Origin of the sequence: Fibrobacter sp. UWB12, assembly GCF_900142485.1 — a bacterium.
Classification (GTDB): Bacteria; Fibrobacterota; Fibrobacteria; order Fibrobacterales; family Fibrobacteraceae; genus Fibrobacter.
This window is the reverse complement of sequence record NZ_FRAZ01000009.1, coordinates 32,288-52,737: the sequence shown is the minus strand read 5'-3', so window position 1 is coordinate 52,737 and position 20,450 is coordinate 32,288. Positions and strand designations below refer to the sequence as shown.

The window sequence follows — 20,450 nt, the reverse complement described above, 5'->3', positions numbered from 1 at the left end:
TTACTTGGCCCAGCTAAAGGACGGATAACCGCCAAACTTGGCCGGATCGATAGCCCAAACTGCGCCAGTTCCATTCAAAGTAGCAACAAACGTTGCAGCCTTCATTTCTTCCGTCGTAAATCCGGTCGGAAGTTCTGCGCTCATTTGGTTTGCAACAACGAGGCATGTGCCGCCAACGGTCTTGTCATAATAAACGTTCGTCACCGTTGCGGTCGAAGTCACCTTGCCTGCCACCGTTCCCGAAAGATTGTTATCAGGAATCTTTCCCGAATTATAACCAGATTCCAGCTTGGCATCATTATCGACAACGCCAACAAGTCCACCCAAGTTAGAAGCCTGACCAGAAATTTCACCCTGATTGAACAAATTCGTTGCAGCAACAGCCTTCAAGCTACCAATGACACCACCAGCAACCATCACCTTCTTTACAGTAACGGTTCCCGTATTGAAAGCTTCATTGACAGAAGACTTATTCGAAGCAACGGCAATAACACCACCGACATTGCTCAACTGGCTTTCGTCAGCGGTCACAGCACCATAGTTACCGGCTTTTTCAAGTTTAGTGGACGAAAGTGTACCAACCACGCCACCAACATCCTTCGTTCCCGCCACAGCACCGAGGTTCAATGCCATAGAAATAGAGCTTTCTTCACCGACACTCGAAGAACCGCCAACGACACCACCTACAACTGATTTACCAGCCACAGTAGCACCATTCGTCAAACCCGTGAGCGCACCATTTTGCACACTGCCCAAAACACCGCCAACGTTGTTTGTACCGCTAACAGAACCCGACACAGAGGCGTTCGTTACAGTAACGTATTTCGCTTCGCCGACCAAACCTCCGACACGATCCGTGCCCTTAATTTCGGCGTTTTCAATCGTGCAATTTTCCACCGTCACTGAATCAGCCAAACCAGCAAGCACACCAGCAACAGAGCCAACATTCATCTTGGCATCCTTAATAACGACATTGCTAATATGCGCACCGCGAGCAAGTCCAAACAATCCGCTATAGCTAGCAGTATCGTTGACTGTCAAGCCAGAAATTGTCTTGAGCGAGCCATCAAAAGTGCCGCTAAAGACACGATTACCTAAGCCATAAGCGTTCTTGCCAAAAATACCAATCGGACTCCAAGGCTTTGTAAGAGCAATATCTGCCGTGAGCTTAAAGAAATTATCTTTGAACGTCATCGAGGAATCGTTCACATAGAAGGCAAGTGAAGCCAAATCTTGTTCACTCGTAATCAAGAACGGATCTTCTGCCGTACCTTTTCCGCTCCAAATCAAGGAATAATCCCTGGTAATCGGTTTAAGGTCTTCATCGGGGATATTTTCGGGAATAGAATCCTTCGGTTGTTCCTGCGGATTTTCAGGACCTGGATTATTACCAAAATTTCCAGAATTGCTGTCGCTACAAGCGAAAAGAAACATTGGCAAAGTTGCCACAGATAAGATTTTAGCAAAGCGCATACGGCATCCTCTTGTGAGTTATTCCACACTCCTTCTTTTAAATTAAATAAAAAAAGGCCCGAACGTACTAAAGTTCAAGCCTTTTTTCAAATTTTTTAAGGATGCCCGCGGGATTACCCCGACACCTTACTTGCCGTGGTGTTCAGCGTGGTGTTCGCAGCCGCAACCGCCGTTACCATCGCAATTTTCCTTGTTGCCATGGCCGCCACATTCACATTCGTGATCACCATCGTGGCCACCGCAGCAGCAGTGGTGTTCGAACGGCTTGAGGTCATCTTCGGTAGCTTCACGAACGCTCACAACTTCAATTGCAAAGTTGAGGTTCTTGCCAGCGAGTTCATGGTTAGCATCAATAACAGCAGTCTTTTCGCCAACGGACTTGATGCGAATCTGCATCGGACCACCCGGAGTCTGAGCATAGAAAGCCATACCCGCTTCGACCTTGTCGACACCCTGGAACACGTTGAGCGGAACTTCCTGAGTCATGCGTTCATCGTATTCGCCATAGCCTTCGGCCGGAATGACAACAACGTCAAACTTGTCGCCCACATCGTGACCGACCATCGCCTTTTCAAGACCCGGAACGATCATGTGCATGCCCTGGATGTACTGGAGCGGTTCACGACCTTCGGAGGAATCGATCACGGCACCTTCGTCAGCTTTGAGGGTGTAGTGCATCTGGACGACTGTTTTTTCAGCAATTTTCATAAATATCCTTTATAATCGCAGGCGGACCCGCGGTTGAACTATGAGCCACAAATGTAGAAAAAAGAGGCTAAACGCTTACCTGGCTTTCACGGTATTCACCGCCAAAGGCGTGTCCGCTCACCGAAAGAATCGGCGGGAACTGGATGCGTTTTGCCAAAGCAAGTCCCTTGAACCTACGGTACCAATGGCGCATATCCTCGAGTGCCGCTTCGACCGTCGGGAGTTTTGACTTGAAATAAACGGCATCTACGCCGAGCGATTCGCAAAGCGTACCTTCCAGCAACAGCTTTTCGGTAAAGCTCAAACTTACCCCCTTTTCGACCCACATGGCAAAAAGTTTGTCGTGGTATGGGTAAAGAATCGGGTCGCCCTTGCCTTCATCAACATTCATCGCTTCGGAAAGTTCCGCGCTCGCCGGAATATCAATCGACGCCTTCGGGATAATTTCTTTATCGCGGTTGATATAACGAGCAAGTTCGTAGACTTGCGTTTTCCACAAGTCACCAATAGCGCACATCACACCGCAAGAATCACCATACAACGTGCAATAGCCGACCATCGCTTCGCTCTTGTTGCCATTGCAAGTAACGCCACCGCCCACCACCGACGCAACCGTCGAAAGGATTGATGCAGAACGCGTCCTCGCCTGCAAGTTCTCGTGATTAATTCCCGCAACCTTCATCACGGTATCGTTACGCACAAAAGAGCAACGTTCAAGCGTATGGCAAACCGATTCGATAATATCAGAAATCGGAGCCACCATATATGGCGTTCCCAAATTTTCGGCCAAGTCACGAGCGGCATTCTTCGTCGTATCGGAATTGAAGCGCGTCGGCATATTCACGAGGAACACATTCTCCGGTCCAATCGCTTCAGAATAAAGCACTGCAGAAACGGCACTATCGATACCGCCACTAGCACCAATGACCATGCGCGAAATATGGAACATCTTCAAGTTTTCGCGAATCATGAACACGAGCGCATCGTGAATTTCAGCAATTTCGCTCGTGTATGGCTTTGCGGATTCCGCATAAACTTGAACATTACCATCGACAAATTCAACGACGGCCTCGGCCTCGCTAAAAAGAGGCATTTCAAAGACAACTTTACCATCGCAGTCGAACACGCGGCTTCCACCCGAAAGCGCATAGATGTTCTTACCGGTATTGTCGGTTCCGACACCGTTCAAGCAGACAACCGGCATTGCGCAATCCTTTGCCAAATGCGCCAGTTCCTTATTTTCGGCTTCACGACGACCAACCACATAGAAATCGCTACCATGCGTCACATGGGCAACATTCAAAAGCGGAGTATCATCGAGTACGTCACCGCACAAGAAAAACGGCATGTTGCCAGCATACTTGCGAATTTCAGCCCAGTCAACCGGAAGAGCCTTATTGCATGGTCCCGTCAACGCATTTCGCGGAAACACGACACAATCGACATCGGCGGCCTTAGCGCGATCGAAAGCGGCTTTCATCGTTTGCATATTCGCCGGCACATTACCCGGCAGAATTTTCATCTGCACCACATAAAGTTTCATTTCAATATCCTCTATGTTGGAAAAATAAAAAAAATGCACCGCACATGAGCGATGCATTTTTCAAACGCGCGTCCTAAACCCTATTCGTACTGCGGAGCTTCGAAAGAGGTCGGAATCTTCGGCGTATCCGGGTCACTATGGATGAACGAGAATCCGCTAATCTTGTTAGTAGCTTTATCAATCGGTCCGGTCTGGAGTTGGCCATGGATGCTCGACGTGCACTTGTCCGGATGCAAGCATCCCGAATTGCGCATCATCAAGTGGTAACCATAAACTTCCCAGACGCCACTCTTGGATTCAACATTTTTTTGGCCTTCGAAAGCAGAAAGTTCATAAGAACCGTCAGCCTTGAGCGTGAAATTCCATTCAATACCATCTTTTATATTTTGCCATTCACCGACAAAATCGCTAGCCTTTTCGTATTTATATTCGCTAGATTCGACATTGCAGCTCATCGTGGTTGTCGTTTCACCATTAGACATAGAAATGGTATTTTCCGTTCCGACAGAATAAGCATACATTGAATAAACTGGCTTGTTATAGTATGCCGGACGCATCAACAACGTGCTACGTTGGATATCATAATGGCCGCCAATCCAGTAGGCAACTTTATCACCAACTCCATTTTCAACGATATACGAATTGTCGAAGAACGTGAACGTTCTCGTCGTATCGCCATCGGTGCACTTGTAAATTTTGTCCTTAATGTCTTCGGCCTTGGAAACCTTGCCCTTCGCCACAGTGACGCTAGCCTTTACAGCTTCGCTATATTCCTTCGAGCCATTGACCGCATACTTGACGACGCCGTTCTCATCGACAATGAACGAAATCGTGAAACCGTTCTTGTCCTTGAGTTTTTCCAAAATCTTTTTAACGGCATCCGTTTCAGCATACTGCTTGCCGACATTACCGTCGACGAATTTCACTTCGCCATTTGCAAAATCCGTATAGGTCACAATCCACATTTCATTCGGAATGCGGAGAGCAACAAGGCCCTGCTTGCTACCCGTAGAAAGGTAAACAGTCTGATCAAACAACTTGAGTTCAACATTCTTTTCGAGATCCGTAAGCTTTGCAGCGCGAGCACCCTTAGGAACGTCAACTGAAGACGAAGACTTCGGAGCCTCAGCACTCGATGAAGAAGAGTTAGCCTTATTCTCAACAGAAGAAGAAGACTTATCACCTTCATTTTTTGTACTGGACGAAGACTTTTCATTCTTGGAATCCGAGGATTTCTTATCGCCTTCCTTTGAATCAGAAGACTTCTTATCATCTGTTTTTGAAGAAGAAGACTTCACTTCACATTCATCGGAATCGCAATCATCTTCTTCGGAAGAAGACGAAATCTCAGTATCGTTATTTTTGGGAGAAGAGGGATTATCATCATCTCCGCAAGCAGCAAAAAGGAATGCGGAGGACACCAAAAGGGCAAGCAATTTTTTCTTATTCATAGTATTTAATATAATTTATTTAGTCCAATTTAGACCAACAAAAATTTACAATTTCCGCGAAAAAAGTCTAAAAACGCTCAAATTATTCAAATAACTGTATTATATGGAATTCCTAATTGCTAAACGGGCAGCCCGGATGGTAATCTAAATCAGCTTCGGCTTCTTCGATGGAAGGCGCGGCATCATACAAAAAACCCGCCAAAGCCTGCTCGGCCGAAACACGTTCCCCGCCAATCCAGTTTTTCAGAACGGCAAGTCGCTTCGAGATCCACCACGGAAGCGGAATCATCATGTGGCGCATTCCAGCAGATTTAAGCACATACGAAGCCATTTCCGCCATCGTCATGACAGTCGAACCCGCAAGAGCGTATGTTTTCCCGACCGCTTTTGATTCAAGGCCAGCAACAGCGATCCCCTTGACCAAATCCACACTGCAAACCGGGCGTTTGAGGCACTTGCCTCCCCCCGGCATAAAATAGAGCGGGAACTTTTTCACGTAATCGCGGAACATGTTGAATTCCACGCCACCGCCATCGCCAATTACAAGCGTAGGTCGCACAATCGTCCAATCCAAACCAGACGCATGCACAAGCGCTTCGCCCTTCTTTTTGCTTTCGCCATAGGGCGTAAGCACCGGATATGTCACGGAAATGCTAGAAACATAAAGGAAGCGACGCACGCCAGCAAGTTTGCAAGCCTCAATAACATTGCGCGTTCCCCACGTATTCACGTGTTCAAAAGCACCACGTTTTGTTGATAAAAGAATTGCCGCCAAGTGATAGACGACATCCACCCCTTCAAACGCACTTTTTATCGATTCAAAATCGGTGACATCGCCGTAACAGACATCCACCTCAGCAGGCAAGGATTTTGCCAAAGAATCGCCCGGAAGCGTCAAGACGCGGACACACACTCCCCGTGCTATAAGTTCCCGGCACAACGCCTTCCCTACGACGCCGGCGCCACCCGTCAATAAAGCAATCATGCTAGGCTTCCAGCATATAACGGATATCCTGAATGCGCCTTGCGAGCGACGCATCCTTTTCCATCTGCTTTTTTAGGGAATTTATGGCGGCGATTACAGTGGCATAGTCCCTGCAGAACATCGCGCCGATATTCTGGAGAGAATCGGTCGTGAGTTCGCGGCAAAGGAACATAGCCACCTTGCGGGGCATAGAAATCGCAGCAGACTGTCGCTTGGACGAGAGTTCGCAAACTTCAACGCGGTATTCCAACGCTACAGCCTCAATAATGTTCTTGGACGTAAGTTCCACATGGCCACCATGTTCCGATGGAGCCACAAGACGCTTGACGCTATTCAAGTTCAAATCAGCCTTGCAGAACATGTTCATAGCGCCAAGGAAGTTCAAAAGACCTTCAATCAAGCGCACATTCTTGCGAGGCGGCATCGAAAGGTAACGGCAAATTTCTTCACGGTCAGCCTTTGCAAACGGCAAGTCTTCGGATTTCTTGCTAATCAAGTGCATGCGAGTGAGCAAATCCGGTTCATCAAGGCCCACAGCAACACAGGATTCAAGCGGAGTAAGGAGTTTCTTGGAAATGCTCGGAATCGAGGATCTCGAAGAGTTGCGTTCGTTATCCGTATCGACAACCTTGAACTTAGACGGATGGCGGTCGCAAGAAATCACCACCTGCTTGCCTTCGGCGCGCAAATGCCTAATCAAAATGGCAAGGCGTTCCTGCGTCCACAAGCCCTTTTCCAAAAGTTGAACGTCATCAAGCAACAGAATATCGCAAAGCTCATAACGTTCACGGAACTTCTGGGCAAGTTCACGTACATTGCCCGTCTTATTGTGAAGAGCCGATGCCATTGCAGTCGCATCACGCAAAAAATCGTATGCATGGCAATAGACGATCGAATAATCAGGATGGTTCTTCTGGATTTTTGCAGCAATGGATTGCAACAAATGAGTCTTGCCCAAGCCGCTTTCGCCATAAACAAACAGCGGATTCAACGACGGGTCGCCCGGATTTTCGGCCACAGCCTGGCATGCGCGGAAAGCCGTGGAATTGCACTCCCCTTCGACAAAGTTTTCAAAAGTATAGCGTGCATAAAGCGATAAAGCCTGTTTCGGACGCTTTACCGGTTTCGGAGCTTGTACAACCTTCGGGATAACCGGCACCGTGAGCTTGATTTCGGGAATCGGGTCCGAAGGAGCAATCTGACGGATGCGATAATCAACAAATTCACTACCAAATACAGCCGTAAAGGACTTGCGCAATAAATCGCCATAATGGGAATTCACCCAGTTCTCGCGAAGCTCGTCAGGAACAGTAAGCAAGGCATAGCCATTGCACATTCCCTCATAACCAAGAGCGTCAAGAATTACGGCACCAAAAAAGTCCTTGCATTCCGAACGCACGCGGTCGAGCACCTGTTGCCAGGGCGACTCTGCAATATCCAACAAAGAAACAGTATTATCCACGATCTAAAAAACTAATCAAGAGTATAAAAGAGCAAGCAAAAAATAAGAAAGGAAAATTGAAGAACAAGCAACCAAACGAAAAAAATTTTTTATTGTCCGTTTTTTGTTCAAAAACGGCAATTTTTTTTTGAAAACACTTTTTATCCGACTTTTTCCAGTTTACACCACCCTTACGAACGTATGTGTAACAAAATTATCACTTACTATTAGCACAAGTTATCAACAGGTATTTTTTCAAACATCCCTTGACAAGATTTTTCTTACTTTAAGCATACAAAATATTATACAAATGGCGAAATTCGTTCAAAAACGCCATTTTTTTGTCATAAGAAAAATGTAACTTGATGAAAATCAACAAGTTACATGCACAGTTTGTTACCACAAATGGAAGCCTAGACCCACTGCAAAAACATGGTGAGAGAACATTACAACTTACGGATTCTGCGGAGGCGGAGGATTATTATTTTGTCCGTTATTTTCACCAAGCTTTTCTTGCAAGTGGTCAATCCGGTCTTCAAGTAATTTCTCGATTTCAGGAAGCAAGCGGTCCTTCACGCGATCAAGATACAAGCATTGCAGTTGAATCATGCGGTTACGATGGCGGCCTGCAAATTCCTGAATCCAGTGGCTTACGGCCTGCTGGCGATCCTGAATCTTGTCATGCAAAGAACGCTGGATGAAAGTTCTCTGGACTTCCATATAGCGCTGCATATTGAACGGCATGCGGTAAGTACGAATAAACTGTTTTAGCAACACCAGCAAGCAAAGATGATCATTGCATTGATGATCACGAATGAACAGCTTCAATTCTTCCAGATGCTTCTGGAAGAATGGGACAATCGCTTTATCATCAATCTGATAAAGTTCAAGTTCATCCTGTTCTTTTGTCGCTTTATCGACAGCCATATTCCAAATCTATTTTTTTACCGTTTCCTACACTTTTGCATGTTTCACAAGAAAGCTGAATTTGGCGTTTTTTTCGTTATTTAAAGTACTTTTTCCCAGAAAAACGCGTCCTTCAGTTCCCGGATTCAACCTATCTGCGGCAGCGCCGCGGAAATCTAGCATTTCTTCAACTTCGCACTTTTGCATGCCATCGGGCGTCATCAATTCCAACGTATCGTCCATGGAGAACGGATTTTTCACGTTCACAAGGCATGCACCCGTAGCTTCATCAAAGTCCTTCACCTGAGCCGCCACGCAGCCACCTTCTGCATCCACATGCGTTGCTTCGTAATTCTGCGGCAAAGGACCACGCAAGAATCCCGGCATAAAGCCTCGCCCATCGACAAATCGAATCGCACGACGGCTTTCTTCGGGCACTGGATTTCCGGCAGCCACAGCATCAATTGCCATACGATAAGCACGCACCACCTGACTCAAGTAATACACAGAACGCGTACGGCCTTCGATTTTGAAGGAATCAAGTCCACCCGCCACGAGTTCAGGAATCACATCCAAGGCGCAAAGGTCACGGCTACTCATAAAGTAGGTGCCCCATGTATCTTCATCGAGCGCAATCGGATCGAGTTCCGGGCGGTCAGTGCGCTGCAGAGCAAACGAGCCTTCGTGTTCGCGATAGTCCTCAACCTGAGGACCGGAATTCGCATACAAGCGATACGGCATGCGGCAACTGTTATCGCAGGCGCCCTGGTTCGCATCGCGGTGCGTCACCCAGTTCGAAAGCATACAACGCCCAGACATAGCCATGCAAACAGCACCATGAACGAACACTTCAAGTTCAAGGTCAGGAACTTGTTTCTTTATCTCTAAAATTTCAGACAGACGAAGTTCACGACTCAAGATAATACGGCGAACACCTAAGTTTTTCCAAAACGAAGCGGCTAAGTAGTTAGTCGTATTTGCCTGCACGGACAAATGAACTTCCGTTTCGGGATGTTCCTTCAAAAGCCAGCCTACAAAGCCCGGATCAGCAACAATCAAGGCATCTGGTTTGAGTTCCAGCGCCGCATTCAAAGCCTTTTGGAAAGATTCCACCTTAACATTTCGCGGAATCACATTACTCGTGAGATAGAACTTTTTACCATGTTCATGCGCATAAGCAATGCCTTCAGCAAGGTCATCAAGATTCTTGAAGCCGTTTTCGCGAGCTCGCAACGAGAACGCCGGTTGCCCCGCATATACAGCATCTGCACCATAAGCAAATGCATACTTCATTCGTACAAGGTCACCCGCAGGTGCTAAAAGTTCAGGCTTTTTCATTTTTAGGCGTTAGGTATAAGGTTTTAAGTGTTAGAATTTGAATCCGGCTCGAATGTAAGCTTTGCGATCGTCAATAAGCGTGAGTTCTCCCATAAAAGAGAAACGTTGTCCTTCATAACTGATTGCGGGAGTCAAAGAATACTGGAGTTCCGCACCTTTGAGATAGTGCTTTTTCTTCAAATTATGGGAGCCGGGAGTCGTATCGTTCACGGCACTACCGTAATTCGTTCCTTTCCAGAACCAAGTCTGACGGACAGACGCAAAGATATGGCCATCCAAACGAGCAAAAAGATTCCAGTCAATCGTACGGCTGTTCGGGCCACCCTGATTTCCGAGCGGATACCCTAAGTGAGCCATCTGGGCCGTATTCTTTTTAAAATGGGAATAGACATAAGGTTCAACGCGAGCGTATTCAAAGATCGTACCCGCTTCAATCTTATGACCTTTGTAATAGAAATTATGACCAGCCTGGAAACCCGCCATCCAAGCCCACTTCGCCTCAATATTATCATTGCGAATCAAGCTAATCGGGGAATCCATATCGTCCAAAAAGAATTCCGTATAAAGACGCACCGTGTTAAACAAACGATAGTTAAAATCAAAAGACAAGGAACCATTGTTGCTATTTTCCGAAAAATTACCCTTTTCCATAAACAACGGTGCTGTCGGTACAAACAACCAGGGTTTCATGTTATCATAAAGAATCGTAAGTTCGCTTATACCAAACGTAGCATTCCCTACGGCAAGTTCATAGCGGTGGCCAAAGAGGTTTCGTGTATTGTCCTTGTTCGCCATATCAAAGCTGTGGAAAATGCGCAAGTCCGCATAAAAGCTCATCACACGGAGAGGACCAATCATCAAGTCCAAGCTCATCATGTTGTACGGAATAGCAAACTGGTTTAAAGACAAGTTGTTATAGTAGCCAGGTCCCCAGTGCATTACATCACGGCCAAAATCAAGGCGCAACCAGTCATGATTGAACGCAAAATGCGTGCGGTAACGAGCATAGCTTGTGTAATCTGCACCCGACTTTTTCGATTCATTTTGAATTTCCAAAAATTCGCGGTCATAAGAGCGCGGTTTCTTGGCAGAATGACCTTCGCTGTAAATACGCGCATCCAAAACAAAATCTAAAGAATCGACAAAACCGCGAACGTAAATGCCACCGTCTATTCCCGGCCAAATCGTATCTCCAAATGTCTTACCATTAGTGCTAATGCCACGATGATCAGTATCATTAATGTATTCACCACCACGATAATCAATACCGCCTACAATGCTAGCCGCAATGGCCACACGCGGAATCGAGTTTTCAAGAGTGAGAGCACGAGCTGCACATGTAGAATCACCCTTTTCACATTTGTACTGAAGTCCATTTCCCAAAATACCGGCACCGCGTAAATTATCGAAGTACAAAAGCGCGTTGCTTTCTGTCTTTGTGAAATTCTTGCGGAAAGTCGTATCCCTGCGCGGGTACGTAAAGTACTGGCGTTCGTTTCCTATGGTCTGTCGATGGTATTCAAACAGCATCGGAGCCGTTTCGAGAGTCCGCAAATTGAAGGTTCGTTCGGGTTCAATGACCGGAGAAACCGCAAAGGACTCACTCACGCCCGCCCAAAGCAAAGCACAAGACAAAAGGGATAAAAAGTTCTTAAAAACCATTGCAAAAATTTAGCATTTTCGCGCGATTTCATCATGAAAACGCAAATTTTGAATACATTTGTCCCGCATGGAACTTTTCGTTCCACTAAAACAGACAACGTACTTTAAAAAACACTTTTCTCCCATTTAATCGTATTTCAGCTTTATATACCTTTAAAAATAATTGATGAATGGGAGATATACACATGAATAAAAAAATCTTATCAATCAGCTGCATTTCCAGTCTTTCACTAGCCATGCTCGCTAGCTGCTCAGACTCAACTTCCGATTTATACAATCCTGCCAATCCATTTGGTGAAGTCAATGAAGAAAGTTCCTCTTCTGTAGCAAATGCCGGAGCTGGGGACGAAATTGTCGTTTCTAGCGATTCCGAAAGCGCAACAAGCAGCGCAACCGCCACCTCGTCTGCAAGTTTGAATTTATCATCCAGCGCTACAATTGCACCGAACAGCAGTGCAACAATTGCTCCAAACAGCAGCGCGACTTTAGCATCATCCAGCAGCAACGGCACAAAGCCAAGCACGAATTCCAGCAGTTCTGCAACCCCGACAATACAAAGTTCTTCTAGCACAACAAGCCAGCAGGTTAACGAAAACACGGGCAACCGCCCTGTCATCACCTATGCTGCAAGTGGTGCAACCGCAACAAACGCAGGGAACTGCGTCACCGTTACAGGCGGTACAGTTACCATCAAATGCGGTGGCGAATACGATTTTAGCGGAAACTACAGCGGAAACGATGCTCAGATTCTTGTGAACACAGCAAAGACGGATTCTTCCGTTTACCTGAACATGAAGGGACTGATGCTCACCAACACGGCAGATGCCCCGATTTACATCCAAAAGGCAAGCAAGGCGTTCGTTGTCGCCAAAAACGGCACGACAAACACATTCAGCGATGCCTCCACTCGTACAAAAAATTACAGTTACACCAACGATAACGGTGAAGCCAAGACCGACACAACTGGCGCATGCATTTACGCCAAGGATGACCTCACCATCAAAGGCGAAGGTACGCTCATTGTCAAGGGAAACTACAATAACGGTATCCACACTAGCAACGACTTGAAGGTTAAAAACGGCCTCATTACAGTCAAGGCCAAGAACAACGGTCTCAAGGGCAAGAACTCCGTTGAAGTCAGTGGCGGAACAATCAACATCACCACGACCGAAGGCGACGGCATCAAAAGCGATACCGAAGACGCAACCGATTTAGCATCCGGCAAGGGCTCCATCGAAATCACAGGTGGCGAAATCACCATTACATCTGCATTCGATGGCATCACCGCTGCCAATGCAGTTGTCATTGCTAATGGCGAATCGACATCCCCGACAATCAAGGTTACAGCAGGCGGCGGCCACAGCTGCCTTAGCGATCCCACAAGCAATACCGGCAGCACAGGCGGCCGCGGCGGCATGGGCGGATTCCCCGGTATGGGCGGCAGTTCCTGCTCTCCGAGCGAAAGCATGAAGGGCATCAAGGGCGATTCGAGCATTACCGTTAGCGCAGGCATTATCGATATCAACAGCCGCGATGACGGTCTCCATAGCAGTGGAAACATCACTGTTTCTGGCGGTACAATCACCATCGCATCAGATGACGACGGCGTCCATGCCGAAAAAGCACTCTACGTGAAGGACAACGCGAACATCAGCGTTACCCTCGCCTACGAAGGCATGGAATCTCCCGACATGCACTTTGAAGGCGGTATTACAAGCGTCATCACTACGGATGATGGTTGGAATGCGGCCGGCGGAACGTCTACGACCACAACCGGTCGCAGCACAGGCGGCTTTGGCGGAGGCTTCGGCCCTGGTGGCGGAAGCACAGGCAAGCTCACAGTTACGGGCGGTTACCACTACATTTACGTTGGCACCGGCGACACAGACGGCGTCGACAGCAATGGAGACATTACGATTTCTGGCGGTGTCATCATCGTGGAATGCCGAATGAACGGTGGCATGGGCGGTATGGTCGACTCCGACGGAACCACGAACATTTCTTCAAACGCAAAGCTCCTCGGTTTCGGCACGAACAATTCCGAAGAAGGCACGCAGTACAGTGTAAACTTCAATACCAATAACTACTACGGCACTTCGTCAATCGCGTTCAAGCCGAGTTTTTCCGGAAACAAGATGGTCTCTAGTGTGGGCCAGCCGAGCGTTATCAGCAGCGTAAGCGGCATGACCAAGACCTGCTTCGGCAATAGCACCGACCGCTGCGTTTATACTAAATAATGCGCGGCATAGGCGCAGTTACTAGTTAAAAGTTATTAGTTACTAGAAAGGCGAGCAATTAAGCTCGCCATTTTTATTCCTAATTCCGATTTCCTAATTCCGAATTAATTACATCCAGCCGCGGTCAGATGTACCAGAAATACCACGAATCTTAAGATCGAAGTCATCACGGTTCGTAGCAGCATTCATAGCCGTTTCAAGCGAGATTTGATCGTTCTGGTAAAGTTCCAAAAGCGCCTGGTCGAACGTCTGGCTATGATACTGAATATGGCCTTCAGCAACCGCCTGTTCCACCATGTCAAGCTTATTCTTATCTTCGATATATTCCTTGATGGCGCCCGTATTCACGAGGATTTCGGCTGCAGGCACTCGCCCATTGCCATCCTTGGTCGGCAAAAGTCGGAGCGAAATAATGCCCACCAAAACTTCGGCCAACAAAAGACGAATTTCATCATGCTGGTGCGGCGGATACATCGAAAGCACACGGTGAATAGTTTCCACGGCGTTCGTCGTATGGATTGTCGCAAACACCATATGACCCGTATCAGCAGCGGTCAAAGCTATCTGCATGGTTTCAAGGTCACGAATTTCGCCCACCAGAAGCACGTCCGGGTCCTGACGGAGAGCCGCACGGAGAGCGTTCGCGTACGAAAGGGTATCCACGCCGATTTCACGCTGCGAGATAATTGCCACGTTGTCCTTGTAAAGGTATTCAATCGGGTCTTCGACAGTAATGACGTTCACGGATTCTTTCTGATTGATGTAGTCAATCATGGAAGCAAGCGTCGTCGATTTACCAGAACCGGTCGTACCTGTCACAAGAATAAGCCCGCGCTTTGTCAAAGACAATTCGCGAATGATTTCGGGCAAATGAAGTTCTTCGAATGCAGGAATAACAGCCTTAATATGACGGATTACAACAGCAATCGTACCACGCTGGCGGAACACGTTCACACGGAAACGTCCCATATCGCGTGCGCCCACGGCAAAGTCACATTCCTTATTGGCCTCAAAACGCTGCTTTTGGTCGCGATTCATGATGTCATCCAAAAAGGAATCCATCATAGCGGAATCAATACGAACGTCAAAAAGCCTTTGCAAAGTACCGTTAATACGATAAACCGGCGGCACGCCCACACGAAGGTGCAAGTCAGACGCCTTGCGGTTCACCATTTCGCGCAAGAGCTGTTCAATGCGAAGTTCAGCCATATTAGCCTTCTCCAAACTTTTCGCGGCAGAGTTTTTCTACTTCTTCCAGACGAGATTTAATTTCGGCATTATTCGGATTCTTCTTTGCAAGATCCGAATAAATTTCAAGAGCCTTAGTATAGACGCCCTGTTCCATGTAGATATCCGCAAGCGTACGCGTATTCAGACTATCGTCCAAATCAGCAGCACCACGAGAAAGCGGAGCTTCGGCATCATTGACAAGACTTGCAGAGACTTCATCATCGGAATCGCCCGACATCAAGTAATCAACACCCTTATTGTTCGGTTCATCCGTTTCGGTCAGGGAATCGTCTTCGTCAAAAAGGCCCTTGAATGCGTTAGAAACTTCAGAATCAATAGAATCCAGTTCTGCAGAAGGTGCATTTTCAAAAGAATCAGCAGGAGCTTCAGCAACTTCGGCAGGTGCTTCGGATGCGGCCGGAGCAGCAACCGGTTCTTCGGTCTTAGCAACTTCAGCAGGTGCAGCCGTCTCTACGGTTTCCGTCTTTTCTTCCGGCAAATCATCAGAGTCTGAACCAAAGATGTTATCGAAGGATTCTTCGACATTTTCCTTCACATCTTCTTTCACAGAGCTTTCTTCAATTTCGGCGCCCGTAGCTTCTTGGCTCAAAGGTTCTTCGGCAGGAGCTTCCGATTTTTCTTCAGGCAAATCCATGTCGTCTTCATCACCGAACATGGAAGCGAAGGCTCCGCCCATTTCCTTAGCAACATCTTCTTCTTGATCCGATTCCTGAACTTGTTCCGGAACCGTTTCTGCAGCAGGAGCTTCAACCGGAGTTTCAACCTTTTCTTCAGCGGCCGGCAATTCCGATATTGCAACTTCCTCCATCGATGCTTCGGTCTTTTCTTCAGCATCTTCATCGCCAAAGAGTGCATCAAAGGCGCCATCCACTTCTTCAGCAGCAGATTCCTCTTCTGCAACCGGAGTTTCTTCAACAGCAGGTGTTTCGGCTACAGCAACTTCCGCAGCGGCAGTTTCTTCAGCAGCCGGTTCTTCGTCCAAATTGAGAACAAAATCATCATCTGTCTTTGACGGAGCTTCTTCTTCCGAGAAGTCCATGTGCATAGAAGGCACTGCACTTTCTGCAGGCTGTTCTTCTTCTGCAGGAACACTCTCAGCCAAAGATTCTTCGGCCGGCTGTTCAGCCGGAGTTTCGTCCAAACTAAAGTCTGCATCAGCGGACTTTTCGAACAAACCGCCCAAGGATTCTTCTTCGGAAGATTCGGTTTCAGCAGCAGGTACTTCAGCAGGAGCTTCGTTTACAGAAGCTTCATCAGCATTATCGTCCATGCTAAAGTCTGCATCAGCGGACTTTTCGAACAAGCTACCTAAAGATTCTTCTTCAGCAGGTTCGTTCTGGACTTCCGCAGCAGCCTCTTCAGCTACCGGTTCTTCTACAGCAGATTCTGCAGGAGTTTCAACTTCTTCAGCAGCTTCAACAGGCTTTTCAGCAACCGTTTCAGATTCTTCTGCCGGTTTTTCTTCCGGAAGATCATCATCGCCCAAAAGCGAAGAGAATGCATCATCAACATTCGTCTCAGCCTCAGCTTCTTCGGCCTTCGGCGTTTCATCTAAATCAAGTATATCGGAATCCGCATTGTCTGCACTAGAATCTTCATCCGAGAAATCCATGTGCGTCGGCGGAACTTCGCTTTCCGAGGACTTTTCGAACAAACCACTCAAGGATTCTTCAGCAGAATCTTTCTGTTCTTCGGCAGCCGCTTCTTCTGCAGGCTTTTCATCCGGCAAGTCGTCATCGCCCAAAAGCGAAGAGAATGCATCATCGACATTCGTTTCAGCGGCTTCCGCCTGTTGCGGTTCATCCTGTTGCGGTTCGTCCAAGCTATCCAAGCTGAACAAACTTTCGTTGGACTTTTCTTCAACAAGTTCTTCGGATGATTCCTCGGACTTCGCCTGTTCGTCCGAAGTTTCTTTGTCTTCGTTATCGGCAAAATGCGAGAACAAGGACGATGTTTCAGGTTCTTCTTTTTCAGCAGGACCTGCGATATCAAAATCGTCATCCGAGCCCAAAATTCCAGAAATAGCAGAAGATACTTCAGACGAATTCAACACTTGATCGTCAAATTCCTGACCTTCAGAATCTGAACTGCCTTCGGTAAGTCCATCCGAAGCAGAATCCAAAGAATCACGCAAAGCATCCATCGAGGTGTTGTCTTCTTCGTCCGTATTCGGAAGCGATGCTGCAAGACTTGCAAAGACATTGTCTTCTTCTGCAACTTCAGCCACCTCGGAATCATTGTCCACATCCATCGTGAATGAACTATCGTCATCCATCGGCGGAGCAACCATGCTTGCCTGTTCTTCTTCGGTCAGAACATCGTATTCATCCTTCCAGAATGCATCCAACGGATCCATATCGTGAACACGACGGAAACATGCGTTACGCTCGGCAACCTTACCAAGCTTATCGTAGGATTCCCCCATTCTCTTATGAGCAGACAGGCAGAACGGGTCCTTGGCGAGCACCTTCTTATATTCAGAAATGCTCCCTGCAAAATCCTGTTTACCCGACAAAATCTTTGCACGCACCAACATAGCCGGAACATCGGACGGCGATGCGGCAAGAGCTTCATCGACCAACTTCAACGCAGCTTCGTAGTCACCCGAAGCACGTTCCATATCAGCAAGCCAGGCCAAAGCCTGTGAATGCCCCTTAGTCTTTTTTACAGCCTTTTTGAGAGAATCCAACGTTACAGCCATCATTTCTCCAATGGAAGAAGAACAGCTTCATCCGCCAAAAGTACAGGAATTCCCTCGCGAACCGGATAAAGACGAGCTCCGTCTGGCGTCACAAGGGCTTCAGTTAAAATATCAATTACACTTTCACCAGCAACGTTCTTTACAGAACCCGCTTGAATAGCGCTGTTCACAAGAGCGATTGTATCCGCATCAGCCTGAGATAGAGGCTGACGTGTTTCCGGGCAGCAAAGAATGCTTAACAATTTAGAATCGAGCATATGACCTTTTTTAAATCGGTTATTTCATAAAAAAAATAACACAATTTTTACAAAAAAGGGCGTTTTAACGAAGATATTTGAGATTTACAAGGGCAAAATTGCCATTTTTTCCGTTTCCGATGAGCAAATACACGCACATTCCGAGTTTATCGAGCCAATTTATGTCGAAATTTTCGCGATATCCGGAGAAATTGGAGACTACCAAAAGCTCACGGCAGCCCGTGCGGTTGCAGATGTTTTCCATCTGAGAAAGGGGCCCGAGCAGGTGCTTGCGGTTCTCTTCGGAGAGCTTTTCGGGTTCGCCGCTCACGCAGCCGAGAATCTCGATGCCGGGGATGACGTTGTAGCTATCGAACCAGTTGTTCAGGGAATCTTCGCGACCGCCGAGCAGAATGGAGCGGTGGCGTTTTTTCGCAAAGATACGGTAGAAATAGTTTATCCAGAATGCAACGCGGCGCCAAGCAAGGAGAACCAGCGGGATAAAGAGACTGGAACAGACAGCATAGACGCACCACCCAATACTGGGATAGATTGTAGACTTGTCTCCCGGGACATAAGAAAATTGGGCAAAGTAACGGAATACCTCATACCCACCAACAGCAAGAAGGTTCAGTGGCACAAGGTACTGCAAGAACTTTTCGCCCTTGAGGCTGGATTCCGTGTATTCCCCACGGAAAATAAGAAAGACCATATTAACAATGGCGACCAAGCCAACAAGCCACCAGTCTTCAAAAGTCGTTATCACCCCGATGGATTCCTTAATGGATGTAAAAATGTATCCATCGTTTCCCAAGCCGGGCAAAAATACAAGAGCCCACACGGCAATCACACCCAAGTCGAGGAACATCTTCCAGAACTTCGGGATGAGTCGAGAGAACATGCCCACAAAAGCTGCAAAAAGGATACCGAACGACACGAGGAAATTCGGAACAAAATAAAGGTCCTTGTGCTTTTTCACAAAGATCAGCATCGCCTTGTAGAAATCCACATACGAACCCCAACGGCGTGTACGGCAACTCTGTCCCTTAAAGTGCAGAATATTCGTGACCGGCGTGTAATAGTTCTTGAGGCCCATCTGCTTCGTGCGGAAGCACAGATCCAAGTCTTCACCATACATGAAGTAGTCTTCGTCAAAGCCGTTCAGTTTTTCATAAACATCACGACGGATGCAGAAGAACGAGCCACTCACGGCATCGACTTCAATCATCTCGTCCGGATCGGCGTACGTCATGTTATAGCTGGCGAGCGTCTTGCTCTTCGGGAAAAGTGCAGCAAGACCAATTGTCTTCGACACTGCAGAAACAATCGTCGGGAAAGAACGGCGGCAGGCCCACTGGAGCGTACCGTCTTCGTTCAGAATGCGGCAGCCGACCGTGCCCGCTTCCGGATGCTCTTCCATGAACTTGAGCATTTCGCGGAAGGCGTTCTTCGAGATAATCGTATCCGGATTGATGAAGAACAGGTACGGCTTAGTCGCATGCTTTTCAGCAAGGTTACAGCCCTTACCAAAGCCCAGGTTTTCCTTGGAGTCAATCCATTCCACTTCCGGGAAGAAGTTCTTGATTTCGGGAATAATCGGTTCGGTGGAACCGTTATCCAGAACGATAACCTGCGAATCGATTCCTTCGCACGCGTCACGGACGGACTTGAGACAAGCCGGAATGAAGTCGCAAGAATTATAAGCAATGATAATGACAGAACAAGAAAGCATAGTAGACAATTCCAAACTTTACTGGGTCCTTCACGCTTACGCGTTCAGGATGACGAGATGCAGAACTACGCGAGTCCGAGACGAAGCTTGAGCACGAGGAAGAATGCTTCGGAGATGATTCCGCCGCTCATCTTGGAGGTACCACGGGTGCGGTCCGTAAAGATGATGGGAATTTCCTTCACGCGAAGACCCTTCTTCCAAATCTTGAACGTTGTTTCAATCTGGAAGCAGTAACCGTCACTCTTCATCTTATCGAGGTTCAAGGCCTGCAATGCTTCACGGCGGAAGCACTTGAAACCACCCGTGGCATCGCTAATCGGGAGGCCCGTCACAAGTCGTGTATAGACGTTTGCACCATAGCTGAGGATTAGACGGCGAAGGTCCCAGTTCACCACGCTGATGCGGTGATCCTGATAACGGCTACCAAGCACGAGATCAGCATCTTCGGCAGTTTCCAAGAATCTGTTCAAGTCCGTCGGAGCATGGCTAAAGTCTGCATCCATTTCGAACACGCGTTCATAATCACGTTCGAGCGCCCACTTGAAGCCCATCACGTAAGCGGAACCGAGTCCCATCTTACCCTTGCGGCGAAGCAAGTGGATTCTAGGATTCTTGTCGGCTTCGGCCTGAACAAGGTCCCCCGTTCCATCCGGCGAACCATCGTCCACAACAAGAATTTCAAGACAATCATTCTGTTCCAAAATCGCCGACATGATGAGAAGAATATTCTCCTTCTCATTGTAGGTGGGAACAATCACCAAACTCTTAGGGAACGCCATTAAATAC

The 20,450-nt window shown here is 47.5% G+C and carries 15 protein-coding genes; 1 reads left to right on the top strand and 14 read right to left on the bottom strand.

What is annotated here, in order from left to right:
- The 9 genes from BUA34_RS13400 to BUA34_RS13360 form a co-directional block, all read right to left on the bottom strand.
- Positions 1-1,473 carry a hypothetical protein gene (locus tag BUA34_RS13400; RefSeq protein WP_072830438.1) on the bottom strand — a complete coding sequence of 491 codons (1,473 nt, stop codon included), beginning with the start codon at positions 1,471-1,473 and terminating at the stop codon, positions 1-3.
- A gap of 126 nt (positions 1,474-1,599) precedes the next feature.
- On the bottom strand, positions 1,600-2,181 hold the full coding sequence (locus BUA34_RS13395) for an FKBP-type peptidyl-prolyl cis-trans isomerase (protein ID WP_072830436.1): 582 nt from the start codon (positions 2,179-2,181) through the stop codon (positions 1,600-1,602).
- 67 nt (positions 2,182-2,248) lie between these two features.
- On the bottom strand, positions 2,249-3,724 hold the full coding sequence (gene nadE / locus BUA34_RS13390; protein WP_072830434.1) for an NAD(+) synthase: 1,476 nt from the start codon (positions 3,722-3,724) through the stop codon (positions 2,249-2,251).
- Between the two features lie 80 nt (positions 3,725-3,804).
- On the bottom strand, positions 3,805-5,175 hold the full coding sequence (locus BUA34_RS13385) for a hypothetical protein (protein WP_072830432.1): 1,371 nt from the start codon (positions 5,173-5,175) through the stop codon (positions 3,805-3,807).
- A gap of 112 nt (positions 5,176-5,287) precedes the next feature.
- Entirely contained in the window at positions 5,288-6,160 is an 873-nt protein-coding gene (locus tag BUA34_RS13380) for an NAD-dependent epimerase/dehydratase family protein (protein WP_072830430.1), read from the bottom strand.
- A 1-nt stretch (position 6,161) separates the two neighbouring features.
- Positions 6,162-7,622: a DnaA ATPase domain-containing protein gene (locus tag BUA34_RS13375; RefSeq protein WP_072830428.1), complete on the bottom strand. Its 1,461-nt coding sequence runs from the start codon at positions 7,620-7,622 to the stop codon at positions 6,162-6,164.
- A 432-nt stretch (positions 7,623-8,054) separates the two neighbouring features.
- Entirely contained in the window at positions 8,055-8,528 is a 474-nt protein-coding gene (locus BUA34_RS13370; protein ID WP_072830426.1) for a hypothetical protein, read from the bottom strand.
- A 27-nt stretch (positions 8,529-8,555) separates the two neighbouring features.
- Positions 8,556-9,845, bottom strand: a complete 1,290-nt coding sequence (locus tag BUA34_RS13365) for a U32 family peptidase C-terminal domain-containing protein (protein ID WP_072830424.1) — start codon at positions 9,843-9,845, stop codon at positions 8,556-8,558.
- A gap of 30 nt (positions 9,846-9,875) precedes the next feature.
- On the bottom strand, positions 9,876-11,453 hold the full coding sequence (locus BUA34_RS13360) for a capsule assembly Wzi family protein (protein WP_254794482.1): 1,578 nt from the start codon (positions 11,451-11,453) through the stop codon (positions 9,876-9,878).
- Between the two features lie 239 nt (positions 11,454-11,692).
- Here BUA34_RS13360 and BUA34_RS13355 point away from each other — a divergent pair, with 239 nt between their 5' ends.
- The gene (locus tag BUA34_RS13355; RefSeq protein WP_072830420.1) at positions 11,693-13,744 is read left to right on the top strand and encodes a carbohydrate-binding domain-containing protein; all 2,052 of its coding nucleotides are present in this window, start codon (positions 11,693-11,695) and stop codon (positions 13,742-13,744) included.
- Positions 13,745-13,852: 108 nt separating this feature from the next.
- Here the strand turns inward: BUA34_RS13355 and BUA34_RS13350 are convergent, their stop codons facing one another.
- The 5 genes from BUA34_RS13350 to BUA34_RS13330 all read right to left on the bottom strand — a co-directional run bounded on the left by BUA34_RS13350 (position 13,853) and on the right by BUA34_RS13330 (position 20,443).
- Positions 13,853-14,953 (bottom strand): type IV pilus twitching motility protein PilT, encoded by a 1,101-nt coding sequence (locus BUA34_RS13350; RefSeq protein WP_072830418.1) that lies wholly within the window; start codon positions 14,951-14,953, stop codon positions 13,853-13,855.
- Position 14,954: 1 nt separating this feature from the next.
- Positions 14,955-17,699 carry a tetratricopeptide repeat protein gene (locus BUA34_RS13345; RefSeq protein WP_072830416.1) on the bottom strand — a complete coding sequence of 915 codons (2,745 nt, stop codon included), beginning with the start codon at positions 17,697-17,699 and terminating at the stop codon, positions 14,955-14,957.
- Entirely contained in the window at positions 17,696-17,953 is a 258-nt protein-coding gene (locus BUA34_RS13340; RefSeq protein WP_072830414.1) for a Trm112 family protein, read from the bottom strand. The genes BUA34_RS13345 and BUA34_RS13340 overlap by 4 nt, the downstream gene beginning before the upstream one ends.
- Positions 17,954-18,017: 64 nt before the next feature.
- Positions 18,018-19,664: a glycosyltransferase family 2 protein gene (locus tag BUA34_RS13335; protein ID WP_072830412.1), complete on the bottom strand. Its 1,647-nt coding sequence runs from the start codon at positions 19,662-19,664 to the stop codon at positions 18,018-18,020.
- A gap of 65 nt (positions 19,665-19,729) precedes the next feature.
- Positions 19,730-20,443 carry a polyprenol monophosphomannose synthase gene (locus BUA34_RS13330; RefSeq protein WP_072830410.1) on the bottom strand — a complete coding sequence of 238 codons (714 nt, stop codon included), beginning with the start codon at positions 20,441-20,443 and terminating at the stop codon, positions 19,730-19,732.
- Positions 20,444-20,450 lie beyond the last annotated feature (7 nt).